The organism is Caballeronia sp. BCC1704 (assembly GCF_902833455.1).
Classification (GTDB): Bacteria; Pseudomonadota; Gammaproteobacteria; order Burkholderiales; family Burkholderiaceae; genus Caballeronia.
This window is the reverse complement of record NZ_CADFFT010000001.1, coordinates 1,498,776-1,515,156: the sequence shown is the minus strand read 5'-3', so window position 1 is coordinate 1,515,156 and position 16,381 is coordinate 1,498,776. Positions and strand designations below refer to the sequence as shown.

The window sequence follows — 16,381 nt, the reverse complement described above, 5'->3', positions numbered from 1 at the left end:
GTTCAGATGCCTAAGCGTTTGTGAAACCATGGGTCGATGCTATCGGAAAGGCCCGCAAAAGGAAAGCGAACGGCGCCCGCGTTAGCCTTTCGGATAAGGCTTCGCGGCCCGGCGGCAGGCGTTCGCCCTAGGTTTGCGCGCGCCGCCGCGATGATAGGATGGCCGACCGACATTTTCGCCGGACGCACGCCGCGCCGGCCGCCGACGATGCCCGCCAACCGCTTCGATACGCTCGCGCTGCACGCGGGCGCCGCGCCCGATCCCGCCACCGGCGCACGCGCGACGCCCATCTATCAGACCACGTCGTTCTCGTTTCGCGACACCGACCACGCCGCGGCGCTCTTCAACATGGAACGCTCGGGGCACGTCTATTCGCGCATCTCGAATCCGACGGTCGCGGTTTTCGAGGAGCGCGTCGCGGCGCTGGAAAACGGCGTCGGCGCCATCGGCACGGCGAGCGGTCAGGCGGCGTTGCATCTGGCGATCGCCACGCTGATGGGCGCGAGCTCGCATATCGTCGCGTCCGCCGCGCTGTACGGCGGCTCCCATAATCTGCTGCACTACACGCTGCGGCGCTTCGGCATCGAAACCACGTTCGTGCCGCCGCACGATCTCGACGCGTGGCGCGCCGCCGCCCGGCCGAACACGCGCCTGTTCTTCGGCGAGACGCTCGGCAATCCGGGGCTCGACGTGCTCGATATCGCAGGCGTCGCGGAGATCGCGCAAGCGCACGGCGCGCCGCTGCTCGTCGATTCGACCTTCACGACGCCCTACCTGCTGCGCCCGTTCGAGCACGGGGCGGATCTCGTCTATCACTCCGCGACGAAGTTCCTCGGCGGCCACGGCACCACCATCGGCGGCGTGCTGGTGGATGGCGGCACGTTCGACTTCACCGCGAGCGGCCGCTTCCCCGAATTCACCGAGCCTTACGAAGGCTTCCACGGCATGGTCTTCGCCGAGGAAAGCACGGTCGCGCCGTTCCTGCTGCGCGCCCGGCGCGAGGGCCTGCGCGACTTCGGCGCGTGTCTGCATCCGCAGGCCGCGTGGCAATTGCTTCAAGGCATCGAAACCTTGCCGTTGCGCATGGACCGGCATGTCGCGAATACGCGCAAGGTCATCGAATTCCTGCTGGGTTCGCCGGCGGTCGAAGGCGTGGCCTATCCCGAACTGCCGACGCATCGCGACCATGCCCTTGCCAGGCGTCTGCTGCCGCGCGGCGCGGGCGCCGTCTTCAGCTTCGATGTGCGCGGCGGCGTGCCGGCAGCGCGCGCGTTCATCGAATCGCTGACGCTTTTCTCGCATCTGGCGAACGTCGGCGACGCGCGCTCGCTCGTCATTCATCCCGCGTCCACGACGCATTTCCGCATGGACGCCGCCGCGCTCGTCGCCGCGGGCATCGGGCCGGGACGGATTCGCCTTTCGATCGGGCTGGAAGATCCGGACGATCTGATCGACGATCTGAAGCGCGGGCTGAAGGCGGCGCGAAAGGCCGCCGATAGTGGCGATCAGGCGAACGCGACGCCGCTCGGGAGCCGCGCATGATGCTCGATCTCGACGGCCGCCGCGCCTACGCCTACACCGGCGGCAAGCCTTTCGACGCGGCGCGCCCCGCCGTCGTCTTCATTCACGGCGCGCAGCACGACCATAGCGTCTGGGCGCTGCAGACGCGCTACTTCGCGCACCACGGCTTCGGCGTGCTGGCGCTCGACCTGCCAGGCCACGGCCGCAGCGACGGTCCCGCGCGGCACGACATCGCCGGGCTCGCGGACTGGGTCATCGGCGTGCTCGACGCCGCTCGTGTGCGCCGGGCCGTGCTCGTCGGCCACAGCATGGGCTCGCTGATCGCGCTCGACGCCGCCGCGCGCTATCCCGACCGCGCCGCCGGCCTCGCGCTGATTGCAACCGCCGCCCCGATGACCGTCTCCGACGCCTTGCTCGACGCCGCCCGCGAGCGCGAGCCGCAGGCCATCGGCATGGTGAATCAGTGGTCGCATTCGACGATTGCGGCGAAGCCTTCCAGTCCCGCGCCCGGCTTCTGGCTGCAAGGCATGAATCAGCGGTTGATGGAGCGCGTGAGCGCATTGGGCGAGTCGCAGCTTTTCCACACTGACTTCAGCGCCTGCAACGGTTATACGGAGGCGCTCGACCGCGCCGCGTCCGTGCGCTGTCCCGTCACGGTGCTCTACGGCGAGCGCGATGTGATGACACCGCCGCGCGCCGCCCGCCCGCTCGTCGATGCGTTGCGCAAAACAGGCGCGCGCGTGCGCACGGTCGAACTGGACGGCGGCCACGCGCTGATGTCGGAACAGCCGGACGCCGTTCTGGATGCGCTATTCGCGTTCGCGCTGGAGTGTGCCGAAGGCCAGTGAAGCGCGGCTTGCGCGCTTGGGCCGCCGGTCGCAGAATGAATCTTGCTGATGAATCAGATATCCGCCCGTAGCGGCTCGTCGACACGGAGGCCATCATGGCGCACACGGCACACGGGGAGCACTTCGCGAGCTTCGCCGAGTTCTATCCGTATTACCTCGAAGAGCACCGCAACCTGATCTCGCGCAGGCTGCATTTCATCGGCTCGCTGGGCGTGATCGGCTGCCTGGCGATGGCGCTCGCCACCGGCGACTGGCTCTGGCTTCCGGCCGCCGTCGTCTGTGGCTACGGCTTCGCGTGGATCGGACACTTCTTCTTCGAAAAGAACCGTCCGGCCACCTTTCGCCATCCGCTCTACAGCCTGATGGGCGACTGGGTCATGTTCAAGGACATCTGCATCGGCCGCATTTCGCTTTGAGCCGCGTTACGCCGTTTGTTGCGGCATCGGCGAACGCGGCGTCTCGCGCACCGGCGCATTCGGCAGTTCCTTCGCGCGCGCCGCGATCAGCGAGCCCAGCGTCGCTTCGAGTTTCTCGTTCTCCAGCGCGTTGATGAGCGCATCGCGCTCGATCTGCGTGGCATCCAGTCGCAGCTGGTAGTCCAGTTCCTCGCGGTCGACGACGAATTCCTGAAACAGCATGGTGAGCGTGATCTGGTTCGGATTCGCGATCATCACGTAGCGCGGCATGCGCGCGTCCTCCAGCCTGCCGATCCAGCCGAGCGTGTCGAGCCGCGCGATGATGCGCGTGGACGTATCCAGGTCGCTACGCACCATCTTCGACAATTCGAGCGCGGTATAGCCGGGCTTGCCCTCCTCGCGGGCCTCGACGAGCCGGGCGAGAATCTCGAGCGCGTCCAGCAGATCACTGCCCGGAAACGCGCGCCGGTGATACTGCCCGATGCGGATAGCGGGTAGCGCCGAGGTCAGCATCGCGCCGACGAGCGCGATCATCCAGCAGAGATACACCCACAGCAGAAACACGGGCAGCGACGCGAACGCGCCATACACGGCGGTATAAGTCGGGATGCTGCGGACGTACAGCCCGAAGCCGCGCTTGCCGATTTCGAACGCGACCGCGGCGATCAGCCCGCCCACGACCGCATCGCGCCACTCGACCTTGCAATTCGGCATGTAGACGTAGGTGATCGTGAAGCCGAATACCGTGAGCGGCAATGAGACGCCGGTGAGCAGCCATTCGACGACGGGCGGCATCAGATTATGCGAGCCCGCGTACGCGACCGAATGCGCGAAGACGTAGGACGAAATCGACAGGCTGCAGCCGAAGAGAATCGGGCCGAGCGTGATGATCGACCAGTAGACCAGCACGCGCTGCGCGAGCGGACGCGCCTTCTTCACGCGCCAGATGACGTTGAATGCCGATTCGACGGTCATCATGGTCATCACGGACGTGACCAGCAGGATGATCATCCCGACCGTCGTGAGCCCTTTGGCCTTCGACGCGAATTCGTTCAGGTATCCGAGGATCTGGCTGTTGATCTGCGCGGGCATCAGGTGATCCGCGAGGAAATCCTGCAACGAAGCCTGAAACGACCCGAAGATCGGGAAAGCCGTAAACAAAGCGAAAGCCACAGTGGCGAGCGGCACGAGCGACAGCACGCTGGTAAACGTAAGACTGCCCGCCACTTGCGCGACGCGATCCTCGCCGATGCGCCGCGCGACGAAACCGGCGAGGCGCTTCACTGCTGCGAGATCGATTGAAGGACGCTGCAAACGTTTTCTCCTATGCATCGAAACGGGTCGCCCTGCCCCGCGAAGCCAGCCCCTGACCGCCTCGCCCACGCGCGTCGACCCAATCCCTATAATAGCCGTTCACCAAAAAGCTCATATGAACGACATCCTCGTGCTTTACTACAGCCGCCACGGCGCGACGCGCGAGCTTGCGCTCGCGATCGCGCAGGGCGTCGACAGCGTTCCCGGCATGCAAGCCCGCGTGCGTACGGTGCCGCCGGTTTCCACCGTCTGCGAGGCGACGCAACCCGACATTCCGGCAGACGGCCCGCCGTACGCGGAGTTGCGCGACCTCGAAGAATGCGCGGGCCTTGCGCTCGGCTCGCCGACGCGCTTCGGCAACATGGCCGCGCCGCTCAAATACTTCCTCGACGGCACCACGCCGCAATGGCTCTCCGGCGCGCTCGCTGGCAAGCCCGCGAGCGTCTTCACATCGACCGGCAGCCTCCACGGCGGCCAGGAAACCACGCTGCTTTCGATGATGCTGCCGCTTTTGCACCACGGCATGATGATCGTCGGCATTCCGTACACCGAGTCCCGGCTGACGACGACGCAAACCGGCGGCACGCCGTACGGCGCATCGCATCACGCGCGCACCGGCGACGAGGCCGGCCGGCAAGGCATCTCCGCCGACGAAAAGGCGCTCGCCGTGGCGCTCGGCGCGCGTCTTGCCCGCACGGCGCGCGACCTCGTGCGCGGCGCGCAGGCGAACTGAGCCGGCCATGCGCGCGCCTTCCGTCGACGAAACCCGAAACCACGGCGCGTTCGCGCTCGGCGCCACCGCGAGCCTCGCCGCGCTCATCGCGCTCACGCTGCTCTGGGAGTTGTGGCTCGCCCCGCTGCGCCCCGGCGCGTGGGTGCTCGCATTGAAGGCGCTGCCGCTCGCGTGCGCGCTTCCGGGCGTCGCGAAACGCAACGTCTACACGCTGCAGTGGTCGTGCATGCTCGTGCTGCTGTATCTCGCCGAAGGCATCGTGCGCGGCATGAGCGAAGCAGGCTTGTCGGCGCGGCTCGCGTGGCTCGAAGCGCTGCTTGCGCTCGCATTCTTCGTCTGCGCGATCGCCTATGTCGCGCCCTTCAAGCGCGCCGCGCGTGCGAGGAAACGCCACGGATGACCGCTGTCGTGCCGCTTCGTGCTTGCGCTGAGAAGCTTTGTAGCACGAAATACGGCCGAAAGCGCATCCGTCGCGCGTGCCTATGCCATTCGGCCGATGCTTCGCGGATCGCCCGCCTGCGCGATACTGTCGCTTAATCTCAGCACTTCCCTTCGCCCATGACCGCTTCTGCCGCAACTTTCATCGACGCCTGCGTTCAACTGCTCGGCGCGTCGCACGTCCTCACCGATGACCACGACACCGAGCCGTATCGCGTGGACTGGCGCAAGCGCTATCGCGGCAACGCCTGCGCCGTGCTGCTGCCCGCCGACACCGAACAGGTCGCCGGCATCGTGCGGCTCGCGCGTGAGCATCGCGTGGCGATCGTGCCGCAAGGCGGCAACACCGGACTCGCGGGCGGCGCGACGCCGGATGCAAGCGGCGCGCAAGCCATCATCAGCCTGAAGCGGCTGAATCGCATTCGCGGCGTGGACCCGCATAACAATACGATCACCGTCGAAGCGGGGGTCGTGCTCGCCGAGATTCAGGCGCGCGCCGAAAGCGCGCAGCGTCTCTTCCCATTGAGCCTCGCGGCGGAAGGCAGTTGCACGATCGGCGGCAATCTGTCGACGAACGCGGGCGGCACCGGCGTGCTGCGCTACGGCAACACGCGCGAGTTGTGCCTCGGTCTGGAAGTCGTCACGCCGCAAGGCGAAATCTGGGACGGCCTGCGCGGACTGCGCAAGGACAACACCGGATACGACCTGCGCGACCTCTTCATCGGCGCGGAAGGCACGCTCGGCATCATCACGGCGGCCGTGATGAAGCTGCATCCCGCGCCCGTCGCCAAGGTCACGGCGCTGGCCGGGCTCGCGTCGCCGCATGCCGCGCTCGACTTTCTGGCCATGGCGCAGCAGCATGCCGGCCCGCTTTTGACCGGCTTCGAACTGATGTCCGACTTCTCGATGCGCCTCGTCGGACGCCACTTCCCGCAACTGCGCTACCCGTTCGGCGAGCCGCACGGGCAGACCGTGCTCCTGGAGTTGTCCGATAGCGAAAGCGACGAACACGCCCGCGCGCTCTTCGAACGCCTGATGGAGCAAGCCATCGAAGAAGGCATCGTCGAGGACGCGGTGGTGGCCGAGAACCTCGCGCAGTCGCAGGCGTTCTGGGACTTGCGCGAGCACATTCCGCTCGCGCAGGCGCAGGAAGGACTCAACATCAAGCACGACATCGCCGTGCCCATCTCGAGCATCGGCCGCTTTATCGACGAAACGGATGCGATCATCGCGAAAGCCGTGCCGGGCGCGCGCATGGTCACGTTCGGGCATCTGGGCGACGGCAACCTGCACTACAACGTTCAGGCGCCGGAAGGCGTCGATCAGAAGGCGTTTCTCATCGAGTTTCAGACGCCGATCAACGCGCTCGTGTATGAGCAGGTGCACAAGCATCGTGGAAGCGTCAGCGCGGAGCACGGGCTCGGGCAACTGAAGGTCGACGAAGCCATGCGCCTGAAATCGCCGGTCGAAGTGCGGCTGATGCAAACCATCAAGGCCGCGCTCGACCCCGAGAATCTGATGAACCCCGGCAAGGTCGTGCGCTGGAACGCCGAAGCCGGCAAGGAGAAGACCGCATGAAGATTCGTGTGCTGTCGGACCTGCATCTGGAATGCGACGAGCCGCTCGCCATTCCCTATGCGGACGCCGATCTGGTCGTGCTCGCGGGCGACATTCACAACCACGCGGAAGGCTTGCGCTGGGCAGCGGAGAATTTCGACAGCGGCGTGCCCATCGTCTATGTGCCCGGCAATCACGAGTATTACGACGGCGAGTTCGGCGCGATGGAAGCCGCGATGCATGACGCCGCGCGCAGCGTCGACAACGTGCACTATCTGAACAACGCCGCGCTCGTCGACCGCAAAGGCGCGTGGCGCGTGCTCGGCACGACGCTCTGGACCGACTTCGCCTTGTTCGGATCGGCCGTGGACGAAATCGAGAAAGCCAAGGAAGCGTGCGCGAAGGTGATGCTGGACTATCGCGGATTGATTCAGCTCGCCTGGCCCGAACCGGACGGCGAGCCGGGCGCCTTCACGCCGGACGATTCGCTCGCGCTGCACGTGCAGGCGCGCGCGTGGCTCGAAAGCGAGCTGGCGAAGCCGTTCGCGGGGCAGACCATCGTGGTCACGCACCACGCGCCGCTGCGCGAAAGCCTCGCGCCGCGCTATGCAGAGGATATCGTGTCGGCGGGCTTCATCAATCACTTGCCGGCGCTCGCCCGCGAGCCGGCCGCGCTCTGGATTCACGGCCACACGCATACGGCGTTCGACTACACCGTGAACGGCACGCGCGTCGTGTGCAATCCGCGCGGCTACTTCGACAGGCGCACGCAGCGCTGGGAGAACCCGGAATTCGCCTGGGACAAGGTCGTCGAAATCTGACGCCGAAGTGGAGGAACGCCATGTGCGGCCGAATCAGCCAGTACCGACTGCCGATGCACTATGCCGAGCGCCTGCATCTGAAGAACCCGTTCGTACTCGTGGACGCCGCCGACCGCCGCCCCGGCTATAACCTGTCGCCCGGCACGCATCCGCTCGCGGTCTATCCGGACGAAACCATCCGCGCTGTGCATTGGGGCTACTGCCCGCCGTGGGCCCGAGAAAAGAAGCTGCCGCAGACGATCAACGCGCGCGTCGAGACGGCATCGACGAGCGCGTATTTCCGCGACTTGTGGCGCAACGCGCGCATCCTCGTGCCGGCGGACGGCTGGTTCGAATGGCGCGTGGAACCCCGCCCGGGCGATCGCGCGGGCAAGCCGTTCAAGCAGCCGTATTACATTCGCCGCGCGGACGGCGAGCCGATGTTTCTCGCGGCGCTCACGAGCATCGTGGGCGATGAAGACGCCGCGACGCCGGGCGCGGGCTTCGTGATCGTGACGTCGAAGGCAGACGAAGGCCTCGTCGATGTGCACGACCGCCGTCCACTCGTCTTCTCGCCCTCGGCAGGCCGGCGCTGGCTGGACGCGACGGCCACGCCCGCCGATCTCCACGCGCTCGTGAAAAGCGATGGCGTGCCGGCCGCGCACTTCGTCTGGCATCGCGTGACGAGCGACGTCAATCGCACGGTCAACGACGAACCGCGCCTCATCGAGCCGCTCGCAGCCGCTTAGCGACGATAGCGGTCACGATCGTCGTCGATCCGCACCGGCACGAGGCGCCGCTTGGCCTCACGCTCGGACTGGGCGCGCATTGCCTGAAAGAGATCGCGCGAGGCAGGCACGGCGACCAACACCAGCAGCGCGGCAAGGGCGAACAACAAAGGCGTACTCATTCGACGTTTTCCCGAAGAAGTTGCGTTGAGGGGAGTCCAGACCAGTCCAGACGAGTTCAGACGTTACCAAGCTGCGGACGAACCGGGAGTAAGCAAGTGTTGCACCGCGCTTTATTCGGTAACCAAAGACTCGGACGCGCGCATCAGGTCGCGACGAACTCTTTGAGCGACTCCTCGTCGGCCGCGAGCGTCGCCGGCAGCGCCTCGCGCAAGAACTCGACCCATGTGCGGATCTTCGCGTCCAGGTACTGGCGCGATGGATACAGCGCGTAGACCCGCAACTCCTGCATCGTGTATTGCGGCAGCACGCGCACGAGCGTCCCTGCGCGCAGCGCGGGCAGTGCGGAGGACGTCGGCAGCACGCCGATTCCCATGTTCTCGCGAATCGCAACGACCATCGCTTCGGCGACGTTCACCGTGAACGTGGACGGCCCGAGCGTCACGGTCTCCTGCCCGTTCGGTCCGTCGAAGACCCATCGGCCGGGCGGAAACACCGGCGTGATCAGATGCAGACAGGTGTGGTGCGCCAGATCGGCCAAGGTGTGCGGCGCGCCGTGCTTTTCGATATACGCCGGCGACGCGCACGCGATGCTGAACACCGTGCCGAGCCGCGCCGAAACGAGGCCGGAGTCCGGCAGCTCGGAGGCGAGCACGAGCGAGACGTCGTAGCCTTCGTCGAGCAGGTCCGGCATGCGCTGCGCGAGCGTCAGATCGACCTGCACCGACGGATGCCGCTCCTGGTAGCGCGAGATCATCGGCACGACATAATGCTGGCCGAAGCTCGTCATCGAATGCACTTTCAGACGGCCGGCCGGACGCGCGTGGGCGTCGCTCGCCTCGGCTTCGGCCTGATCGACATAAGCCAGAATCTGCTCGCAGCGTTGCAGGTAACGCTCGCCCGCTTCGGTCAACGCGATGCGGCGCGTCGTGCGATTCAGAAGGCGCGTGCGCAGATGCGCTTCCAGATCCGACACGGCCCGCGACGCGTACGCGGTCGTCGTATTCAGATGTTGCGCGGCGGCGGTGAAGCTGCCCGCCTCGACCACGCGCACGAATACGCGCATGTTTTGGAGCGTGTCCATATCGTTCTTCGACCCTGAACTGTCCTGTCGTCTCGTCAGACTCGAGCGACTGCCCTCATTGTTGCATGGGCTAGAAGTCCGCATTCTCTCACGATCTGCAAGAATTCTTTGCGTGAGCGCCGGTTATTCGCGGATCGTTGCAAAAATATAATCACCGCTTGGTCGATTCTTTTACGATTGAGGAGCGGAACGTGCAAGGCCGGGGCTTCAGACGCGCAAGCTGCGCGGCGCTGCTTACAACAATACTCACGATGGCCGGCTGCGCAAGCACGGGCCACATCGCGCCGCAGGACTCGCTGGAAGACGCTTCGACGCTCGATGCCGGCCACGCAATCGAAGCGGCCACGCGCGCCGCCGATGCCGACGCCGCCTGGCCCGACGCCCAATGGTGGCGCGCCTACCGCGACCCGCAACTCGACGCATGGATCGCCCGCGCGACGGCCGGCAATCCGACACTGGCGATGGCTGCGGCGCGCGTGCGCGAGGCGCGCGAACAGGCGGGCGTCGCGCGCTCGGCGTTGTATCCGCATGTGGACGGCAACATGAGCGTCACGCGCAAAAAATGGCCGGACAACGCGTTCTACGGGCCCGGGCCCTTCGCGGACGCGACGACCTGGGACAACACGGCCGGTCTGACTCTCTCCTACGATCTCGACCTGTGGGGCCGCGACGAGCACGCCGCCGAGCGCGCGCTCGATGTCGCGCACGTGCGGGCCGCCGATGCGCGGGCCGCGCAACTCGAACTCGAAACGAACGTCGTGCGCGCTTACGTCGGCTTCTCGCAGTCATTCGCACTGCTCGACATCGCGCAGCAAACGTACGACCAGCAGGCGCGCATTGCCGAACTGGCGCGGCGGCGGCTGAAAGGCGGGATCGGCACGCAGCTCGAAGTGAGTCAGGCCGAAGCGCCGCTGCCCGAGTACGAACGGCAGATCGATCTGTACAAGGAAGCGATCCAGCTTGCGCGTCATCAACTGGCCGCGCTGGCGGGCGAAGGTCCCGGCGCGGGCGAAGCGCTCACGCGCCCGGCGCTGTCGCTCGCGACGCCGCTGCCGCTGCCCTCCTCGTTGCCCGCGGAACTCGTCGGGCATCGGCCGGATATCGTCGCGGCGCGCTGGATGGTCGCGGCAGAGGCGCGCGGCATCGACGTCGCGAAGGCGCAGTTCTACCCGAACATCAATCTGGCGGCGTCGCTCACGCAGATGTTCGCGGGCGGCGCGCTGCTCAGCTTCCTGACGAGTCAGGCGACCGGCTACGCGTTCGGCCCGGCGCTCTCGCTGCCGATCTTCGAAGGCGGACGGCTGCGTGCGCAACTCGGCGCGGCGTCGGCGCAATACGACCAGGCGGTCGATCACTACAACGCGACGCTCGTCGCGGCGCTCAAGGACATCGCCGATCAGGTCGTGCGCGTGCAGTCGCTCGACACGCAGCTCGAAACGTCGGGCCGCTCGGTCGCCGCCGCGCGCAAGAACTACGACCTCGCCAACGAAGGCTACAGGCGCGGCCTCACCGACTACGTCAACGTGCTGATCGCGCAGTCGCAACTGCTGCGCGCAGAGGACGGCGAAGCGCGCGTGCGGGCGCAACGGCTCGGCGCGTACGCGACGCTCACGGCCGCGCTCGGCGGCGGCATCGACGATCCCGCGAACGGACCGGACGCGGCGAAGCTCGCGCCGTCGAAGCATATCGGGCCGCTCGCTCGCATTGCCGGCGAGAAGTAGAGGGAACGCGCATGTCGTCTCTAACTGCCAAACCCGCGCGCCCTTCCGCGATGGACGCGCTCGCCGACTGGGCGCGCACCGACGGCCTCGCGTGGGTCTACATCTTCAAGGCGGTGCTCGCGGCGCTGCTCGCGCTCTGGATCGCGATGCGCCTCGACATGCAGCAGCCGCGCACCGCGATGACCACGGTCTTCGTCGTGATGCAGCCGCAAAGCGGCATGGTGCTCGCGAAGAGCTTCTATCGCTTCTGCGGCACGATGGTCGGTCTCGTCGTGATGCTCGCGCTGATCGCCGTCTTCGCGCAGCAGCCGGTGCTTTTCCTCTCGGCGACGGCGCTGTGGGTCGGCATCTGCACGGCGGGCGCGGCGCGCAACCGCAATTTCCGCTCATACGGCTTCGTGCTCGCCGGCTACACGGCCGCGCTGATCGGCATTCCGGCCGCGCAGCATCCGGACGGCGCGTACCTGTCGGCGCTCACGCGCGTGGGCGAAGTCACGCTCGGCATCGTCTGCGCGGGCACGGTCAGCGCGCTCGTTTTTCCGCAGCACGCGGGTGAGCAGATTCGCGCTACCGTGCGCCGCCGCTTCGTGCAATTCGTTGATTACGTATGCCGCGCGATGTCGGGCGGCATGGAGCGCGCGCAGATCGAGCGGGCGAATCTTGGCTTCGTCGCCGATGTCGTCGGCTTCGAGGCGGCGCGCAGTGTCGCCGTGTTCGAACACCCGGAATCGCGGCGGCGCGGCGGGCGGCTCGCGCGCCTCAATAGCGAATTCATGATCGCCTCGACGCGCTTTCACGCGCTGCATCAGTTGATGAACCGTCTGCGCGACGGCGCGTCCGCGACGACCATCGCGGCGCTGACGCCGTTTATCCACGAAGTGCCGCCGCTCTTGCTCGACGCCGGCCAGCCCGTGCGCAATGCGGCCGAAGCCGCGCACGCCGCCGCGCGATTGCGCGAGTTCAAGGCCGCGCTGCCGAAGCGCGTGCGCGCGGCGCGCGAGACGATCGCGAGCGACGCGGCGTTCGCGCCGCTCGAGTTCGACACCGCGACCGAACTGCTCTACCGCTTCGTCGACGACATGCTGGCCTACGCCGAAACGTACGCGTCGCTGGCTTCGCCGTCGCATGAACGCGAGCGCTGGGCCGCGCGCTACGTGCCGAAGACCAACCTCCTTGCCGCCGCGATCTCCGGCGTGCGCGGCGCCATCGTGATGTTCGTGCTCAGCGCGTTCTGGATCGCGACCGCGTGGCCGAGTGGCGGCACGATGGTGCTGAACGCGGCGGCGGTTTGCGCGCTCGCGTCGTCCTCGCCGCGCCCGACGCTCATGTCGGCGCAAATGGCCATCGGCACGGCGCTCGCCGCGGTCGTCGGCATGATCGTCGTGTTCGGCGTCTTCCCGCACATGGACGGCTTCGTGCTGATGTGCGTCGCGCTCGTGCCCGCGCTGCTGCTCGGCACGTTCCTGAGCACGCGGCGCGCGGTGGCGGGCGTGGGCATCGGCTATTGCATCTTCTTCTGCTTTCTTGCGGGGCCGGACAACGTCGTTCACTACGATCCGACCGGCTTCATGAACGACGGCATCGCGCTCGTGCTGTCGATGATCGTCTCGGCCGTCGCGTTCGCGATCATCCTGCCCACCGATGCGCCGTGGCTGCGGCGTCTGTTGCTCGCCGACCTGCGTCGCGAAGTCGTGCTCGCGCGACGCGGCCGCCTGACGAACGTGGCGACGCGCTTCGAGAGCCGCACCCGCGACGTGCTCTCTCAAGTCGACGCGCTCGCCGCCGGCCGGCCCGCGCTGCAACGCGAGGCGCTGCAATGGCTCTTCGCGGTGCTGGAGGTCGGCCGCGCGGTCATCGACTTGCGGCGCGAGATCGCCGCGCTGTCCGACGCGCCGGACCATGCGGCCGCTCAACCGTGGCGGCGCGCGATCGACGCCACGCTCGATGCCGTCGCGCGTCTCTTCGATCGCCCGAACACGGCGCGCTTCGATGCCGCGCTGCGCTGCGCGGAAACCGCCATCGCCGATGTGCAGCGTCTCATCGCCGCGTCGGAGCGTCCGCGCGAGGAGCGGCATCGGTTGCAACGCATCGCGAGTCATCTGCATTTCATTCGCACCGCGCTGCTCGATCCCGAGTCGCCGTTCGCCACGCCCGAAACCGATTCGCCCGAAGGAGTGCCCCATGCCGCGTGACACCGCGATTCTCGAAGCCTATGTGCCGACGCTCCTGCTTTTGTTCGTCGCGGGCGCGCTGATCACATGGGTGATCGACCGCGCGCTCGCGCTGACCGGGATCTATCGCGTGGCCTGGCATCCGGCGCTGTTCCGCGCGAGCCTGCTCGTCTGCATCTGCGGCGCGCTCGGGCTCGCGGTGTATCGCTGAAAGCGGTCATTCACTCACACACGTACTTACACGTTCACAAGAGTTGCATCATGGTTCTCAGGAAAATCATCGGCTTAGTCATGACGATCGTCATTTTCGCGGCCGCGCTCGTCATCGGCCGCATGCTGTGGGTGCATTACATGGACGAGCCGTGGACGCGCGACGGCCGCGTGCGCGCCGATGTCGTCAACGTCGCGCCGGACGTGTCGGGCGCGGTCGTGCAGATGCCCGTGCGCGACAACCAGTTCGTGAAGAAAGGCGATCTGCTGATGGAGATCGATCCGTCGCATTACCGCATCGCGGTCGAGCAGGCCGAGGCGAACGTCGCGGCGCGCGCGGCCGAACTGCGCATGCGGCGCTCGGACGCGGCGCGGCGCGCGGACATGGACAGCCTCGTCGTTTCGAAGGAAGCGCAGGAAAACGCGATGCAGACGGCATCGACGGCGGCCGCGCAGCTTCAGCAGGCGCAGGCGGCGCTGGACGCGGCCAAGCTCAATCTCGAGCGCACGAAGGTCTACTCGCCGGTGGACGGCTACGTGACCAACCTGAATGTGTATCGCGGCGACTATGCGACGGCAGGCGCGGCGAAGCTCGCCATCGTCGATAGTCATTCGTTCTGGGTCTATGGCTACTTCGAGGAAACGAAGCTGCCGCACGTGCGCGTGGGCGACCGCGCGCAGATTCGCCTGATGAGCGGCGGCGAACTGACCGGGCATGTGGAGAGCATTTCGCGCGGCATCTATGATCGCGACAATCCGCAAAGCCGCGAACTGCTCGCCGATGTGAACCCGACGTTCAACTGGGTGCGGCTCGCGCAACGCGTGCCGGTGCGCGTGAGAATCGACGAGGTGCCGCAAGGCGTCATGCTCGCGGCAGGGACGACGTGCACGGTGGTGATCGCGCCGTCGATGTGATAGCTTCGGCGTATCCGGATGAACGCGAGTCCCATCGAAATGGCACCCAAAAGAATCGGTCGATTGCTGGCCGACGAGATCCCGCCCCGCGCCAAGATTGCACCACGCGCGGACCGAAGTATCGACATGTCCACGCCTGAGGCGCGCGAACGCGTCATGCAAGCCGTGCGGAAGGTGATTCGAACGCACAACGTCGCGATCAAGGCGCTCGCCAAACGCTGATGCTGCTCGATGCGCAGTACGTCATCGCGGTGCACGATGACATTCTGGAGCACGAAGGCGGCCTTCCCGGCTTTGCTCAGGCAGGCCCGGGCGGCGTGGAAGCGGTTCTCGCTCGCGTTGAAAATCACGCGCACTACGCCGGACTGGACGATACCTTCGGGATTGCGGCCATGTATGCCGTGGCCATCGCAAGAGGCCACGTCTTCAACGATGGAAACAAGCGTACAGCGCTGGTTTGTGCGCTGACGTATCTGAGCGTGCAGGGATTCGACCTCGCTTCGACCGTGGATATCGAAGACGATCTCGTCGAAGTGATGGTCGAAGTCGCCGAAGGAAAGATCGACCGGGAAGAACTGGCGGACTATCTGGCGGTCGTCTGCATGTGTTCGTGAGATCGACACAAAAAAGCCCGCCCCGGCCACGACCGGAAGCGGGCTTCGCACCACCCTCACGCCATCACTTCAACACCACCTTCACATCGAAGTACTTCGCGGCAAGCCGGTCGATGGAGCCATCGTCCTTCAGCTCCTTCAGCGCGCGGTTGAGCGCGTCCTTCAGGGCCTTGTCGCTCTTGCGCACGCCAAAACCCACGCCCGAGCCCAACAGCTTGTCGTCCGTCACCGCCGGACCCGCGAACGCGAAGCCCGCGCCCTGCGGCTGCTTCAGGAAGCCCTTCGACGCCGCCTCGGCATCCTGGAATGCCGCATCCAGACGCCCCGACGCGAGATCCGCGTAAATCTGGTCCTGCGCCTGATACGACTCAACATCGATGCCCGCGGGCGCCCACTTCGCCTTCGCGTACGTCTCCTGAATCGAACCCTGCAGCACGCCGACGCGCTTGCCCTTCAGGCCGTCCACCGTCGGGAGAATCGCGCTGCCCTTCTTCGCGATCAGCTGGTTCGGAATCGTGTAGATGGGATCGGTGAAGTCAATCGCGAGCTTGCGCTTGTCGGTGATCGTCATGTCCGAATTGATGCCGTCGAACTTGCGCGCCTCCAGGGCCGGAATCAGCCCGTCGAACGAGTTCTCGACCCACACGCACTTCATCTTGAGCTTCGCGCAGACCGCGTTGCCGATGTCGATATCGAAGCCGGTCAGCTCGCCCGCCGGCGTCTTCGATTCGAACGGCGCGTACGACGCCTCCACGCCGAAGCGCAGTTCCTTCATGTTATCGGCGGCGTGCGCGGTCAGCGACGCGGCGCCCGCGGCGGTCATCGCGCCCAGCACGGCGAGCGCGGCGAATTTGCGGTTGATCCATTGCGATTTCATCTACTGCGATCTCCTTCCAGTGTGTTTCGTGATCTGTCGTCCGATGCGGCACAACGCCGGCCATTGCAGGATCGCGGCGTCAATAAAAACGCTCAAACGAAACGCGCGCTTTTGATGCAACGCATCATGGACAGGGCCGCGATTGTATCGCGCGCCCGAAGCCGCACCCGCGCGTCGGCGCGCGGCGTGTGCGGCAAAAGCGGAAACGAAAACTGGCAAGCGGATGTCGCGCCGATGCAAGTCCGGGCGCGAGG

18 protein-coding genes are annotated in these 16,381 nt (G+C 66.4%); 14 read left to right on the top strand and 4 right to left on the bottom strand.

The window, feature by feature from the left end:
* Positions 1-207 precede the first annotated feature (207 nt).
* From HWX53_RS07045 to HWX53_RS07035, 3 genes are all read left to right on the top strand, one after another.
* Positions 208-1,542, top strand: coding sequence for an O-acetylhomoserine aminocarboxypropyltransferase (locus HWX53_RS07045; protein WP_175940064.1), 1,335 nt, complete (start codon positions 208-210; stop codon positions 1,540-1,542).
* Positions 1,539-2,369 carry an alpha/beta hydrolase gene (locus HWX53_RS07040; RefSeq protein ID WP_175940063.1) on the top strand — a complete coding sequence of 277 codons (831 nt, stop codon included), beginning with the start codon at positions 1,539-1,541 and terminating at the stop codon, positions 2,367-2,369. Before HWX53_RS07045 ends, HWX53_RS07040 begins: the two co-directional genes overlap by 4 nt.
* Positions 2,370-2,464: 95 nt before the next feature.
* Positions 2,465-2,785 carry an Mpo1-like protein gene (locus HWX53_RS07035; protein WP_175940062.1) on the top strand — a complete coding sequence of 107 codons (321 nt, stop codon included), beginning with the start codon at positions 2,465-2,467 and terminating at the stop codon, positions 2,783-2,785.
* A gap of 6 nt (positions 2,786-2,791) precedes the next feature.
* On the opposite strand, the gene HWX53_RS07030 is transcribed toward HWX53_RS07035, so the two are convergent.
* Positions 2,792-4,117 carry a YihY family inner membrane protein gene (locus HWX53_RS07030; RefSeq protein ID WP_175940061.1) on the bottom strand — a complete coding sequence of 442 codons (1,326 nt, stop codon included), beginning with the start codon at positions 4,115-4,117 and terminating at the stop codon, positions 2,792-2,794.
* A gap of 97 nt (positions 4,118-4,214) precedes the next feature.
* On the opposite strand from HWX53_RS07030, the gene wrbA reads away from it, so the two are divergent.
* From wrbA to HWX53_RS07005, 5 genes are all read left to right on the top strand, one after another.
* Positions 4,215-4,832 carry an NAD(P)H:quinone oxidoreductase gene (wrbA, locus tag HWX53_RS07025; RefSeq protein ID WP_175940060.1) on the top strand — a complete coding sequence of 206 codons (618 nt, stop codon included), beginning with the start codon at positions 4,215-4,217 and terminating at the stop codon, positions 4,830-4,832.
* 7 nt (positions 4,833-4,839) lie between these two features.
* A complete protein-coding gene (locus HWX53_RS07020) occupies positions 4,840-5,232 on the top strand; it encodes a DUF2069 domain-containing protein (RefSeq protein ID WP_175940059.1) in 393 nt (130 codons plus the stop codon).
* A 158-nt stretch (positions 5,233-5,390) separates the two neighbouring features.
* Positions 5,391-6,848, top strand: a complete 1,458-nt coding sequence (locus HWX53_RS07015; RefSeq protein WP_175940058.1) for an FAD-binding oxidoreductase — start codon at positions 5,391-5,393, stop codon at positions 6,846-6,848.
* Entirely contained in the window at positions 6,845-7,648 is an 804-nt protein-coding gene (locus HWX53_RS07010) for a metallophosphoesterase (RefSeq protein ID WP_175940057.1), read from the top strand. The genes HWX53_RS07015 and HWX53_RS07010 overlap by 4 nt, the downstream gene beginning before the upstream one ends.
* A 20-nt stretch (positions 7,649-7,668) precedes the next feature.
* Entirely contained in the window at positions 7,669-8,376 is a 708-nt protein-coding gene (locus HWX53_RS07005; RefSeq protein WP_175940056.1) for an SOS response-associated peptidase, read from the top strand.
* Here HWX53_RS07005 and HWX53_RS07000 read toward each other — a convergent pair.
* Entirely contained in the window at positions 8,373-8,537 is a 165-nt protein-coding gene (locus HWX53_RS07000) for a hypothetical protein (RefSeq protein ID WP_175940055.1), read from the bottom strand. The two genes, HWX53_RS07005 and HWX53_RS07000, sit on opposite strands and share 4 nt — an antisense overlap.
* Before the next feature lie 143 nt (positions 8,538-8,680).
* Positions 8,681-9,619 carry a LysR family transcriptional regulator gene (locus HWX53_RS06995; RefSeq protein WP_175940054.1) on the bottom strand — a complete coding sequence of 313 codons (939 nt, stop codon included), beginning with the start codon at positions 9,617-9,619 and terminating at the stop codon, positions 8,681-8,683.
* A gap of 251 nt (positions 9,620-9,870) precedes the next feature.
* On the opposite strand from HWX53_RS06995, the gene HWX53_RS06990 reads away from it, so the two are divergent.
* From HWX53_RS06990 to HWX53_RS06965, 6 genes are all read left to right on the top strand, one after another.
* The gene (locus HWX53_RS06990) at positions 9,871-11,340 is read left to right on the top strand and encodes an efflux transporter outer membrane subunit (RefSeq protein WP_175940053.1); all 1,470 of its coding nucleotides are present in this window, start codon (positions 9,871-9,873) and stop codon (positions 11,338-11,340) included.
* A gap of 11 nt (positions 11,341-11,351) precedes the next feature.
* Positions 11,352-13,532 (top strand): FUSC family protein, encoded by a 2,181-nt coding sequence (locus tag HWX53_RS06985; RefSeq protein ID WP_175940052.1) that lies wholly within the window; start codon positions 11,352-11,354, stop codon positions 13,530-13,532.
* A complete protein-coding gene (locus tag HWX53_RS06980; protein ID WP_175940051.1) occupies positions 13,522-13,722 on the top strand; it encodes a DUF1656 domain-containing protein in 201 nt (66 codons plus the stop codon). The genes HWX53_RS06985 and HWX53_RS06980 overlap by 11 nt, the downstream gene beginning before the upstream one ends.
* 50 nt (positions 13,723-13,772) lie before the next feature.
* On the top strand, positions 13,773-14,636 hold the full coding sequence (locus tag HWX53_RS06975; protein ID WP_175940050.1) for an HlyD family secretion protein: 864 nt from the start codon (positions 13,773-13,775) through the stop codon (positions 14,634-14,636).
* A 63-nt stretch (positions 14,637-14,699) separates the two neighbouring features.
* Positions 14,700-14,858, top strand: a complete 159-nt coding sequence (locus HWX53_RS06970) for a hypothetical protein (RefSeq protein ID WP_175940049.1) — start codon at positions 14,700-14,702, stop codon at positions 14,856-14,858.
* Positions 14,858-15,250 (top strand): type II toxin-antitoxin system death-on-curing family toxin, encoded by a 393-nt coding sequence (locus tag HWX53_RS06965; RefSeq protein ID WP_175940048.1) that lies wholly within the window; start codon positions 14,858-14,860, stop codon positions 15,248-15,250. Before HWX53_RS06970 ends, HWX53_RS06965 begins: the two co-directional genes overlap by 1 nt.
* 64 nt (positions 15,251-15,314) lie before the next feature.
* Here HWX53_RS06965 and HWX53_RS06960 read toward each other — a convergent pair whose 3' ends face one another.
* Positions 15,315-16,127, bottom strand: coding sequence for an ABC transporter substrate-binding protein (locus HWX53_RS06960; RefSeq protein ID WP_175940047.1), 813 nt, complete (start codon positions 16,125-16,127; stop codon positions 15,315-15,317).
* Between the last annotated feature and the right edge of the window lie 254 nt (positions 16,128-16,381).

What these genes read in the sequence shown, in the direction of transcription:
- HWX53_RS07045 (WP_175940064.1), top strand. Translation starts at nt 208, where the DNA reads ATGCCCGCCAACCGCTTCGATACGCTCGCGCTGCACGCGGGCGCCGCG.
- HWX53_RS07040 (WP_175940063.1), top strand. Translation starts at nt 1,539, where the DNA reads ATGATGCTCGATCTCGACGGCCGCCGCGCCTACGCCTACACCGGCGGC.
- HWX53_RS07035 (WP_175940062.1), top strand. Translation starts at nt 2,465, where the DNA reads ATGGCGCACACGGCACACGGGGAGCACTTCGCGAGCTTCGCCGAGTTC.
- HWX53_RS07030 (WP_175940061.1), bottom strand. Translation starts at nt 4,117, where the DNA reads ATGCATAGGAGAAAACGTTTGCAGCGTCCTTCAATCGATCTCGCAGCA.
- wrbA (WP_175940060.1), top strand. Translation starts at nt 4,215, where the DNA reads ATGAACGACATCCTCGTGCTTTACTACAGCCGCCACGGCGCGACGCGC.
- HWX53_RS07020 (WP_175940059.1), top strand. Translation starts at nt 4,840, where the DNA reads ATGCGCGCGCCTTCCGTCGACGAAACCCGAAACCACGGCGCGTTCGCG.
- HWX53_RS07015 (WP_175940058.1), top strand. Translation starts at nt 5,391, where the DNA reads ATGACCGCTTCTGCCGCAACTTTCATCGACGCCTGCGTTCAACTGCTC.
- HWX53_RS07010 (WP_175940057.1), top strand. Translation starts at nt 6,845, where the DNA reads ATGAAGATTCGTGTGCTGTCGGACCTGCATCTGGAATGCGACGAGCCG.
- HWX53_RS07005 (WP_175940056.1), top strand. Translation starts at nt 7,669, where the DNA reads ATGTGCGGCCGAATCAGCCAGTACCGACTGCCGATGCACTATGCCGAG.
- HWX53_RS07000 (WP_175940055.1), bottom strand. Translation starts at nt 8,537, where the DNA reads ATGAGTACGCCTTTGTTGTTCGCCCTTGCCGCGCTGCTGGTGTTGGTC.
- HWX53_RS06995 (WP_175940054.1), bottom strand. Translation starts at nt 9,619, where the DNA reads ATGGACACGCTCCAAAACATGCGCGTATTCGTGCGCGTGGTCGAGGCG.
- HWX53_RS06990 (WP_175940053.1), top strand. Translation starts at nt 9,871, where the DNA reads ATGGCCGGCTGCGCAAGCACGGGCCACATCGCGCCGCAGGACTCGCTG.
- HWX53_RS06985 (WP_175940052.1), top strand. Translation starts at nt 11,352, where the DNA reads ATGTCGTCTCTAACTGCCAAACCCGCGCGCCCTTCCGCGATGGACGCG.
- HWX53_RS06980 (WP_175940051.1), top strand. Translation starts at nt 13,522, where the DNA reads ATGCCGCGTGACACCGCGATTCTCGAAGCCTATGTGCCGACGCTCCTG.
- HWX53_RS06975 (WP_175940050.1), top strand. Translation starts at nt 13,773, where the DNA reads ATGGTTCTCAGGAAAATCATCGGCTTAGTCATGACGATCGTCATTTTC.
- HWX53_RS06965 (WP_175940048.1), top strand. Translation starts at nt 14,858, where the DNA reads ATGCTGCTCGATGCGCAGTACGTCATCGCGGTGCACGATGACATTCTG.
- HWX53_RS06960 (WP_175940047.1), bottom strand. Translation starts at nt 16,127, where the DNA reads ATGAAATCGCAATGGATCAACCGCAAATTCGCCGCGCTCGCCGTGCTG.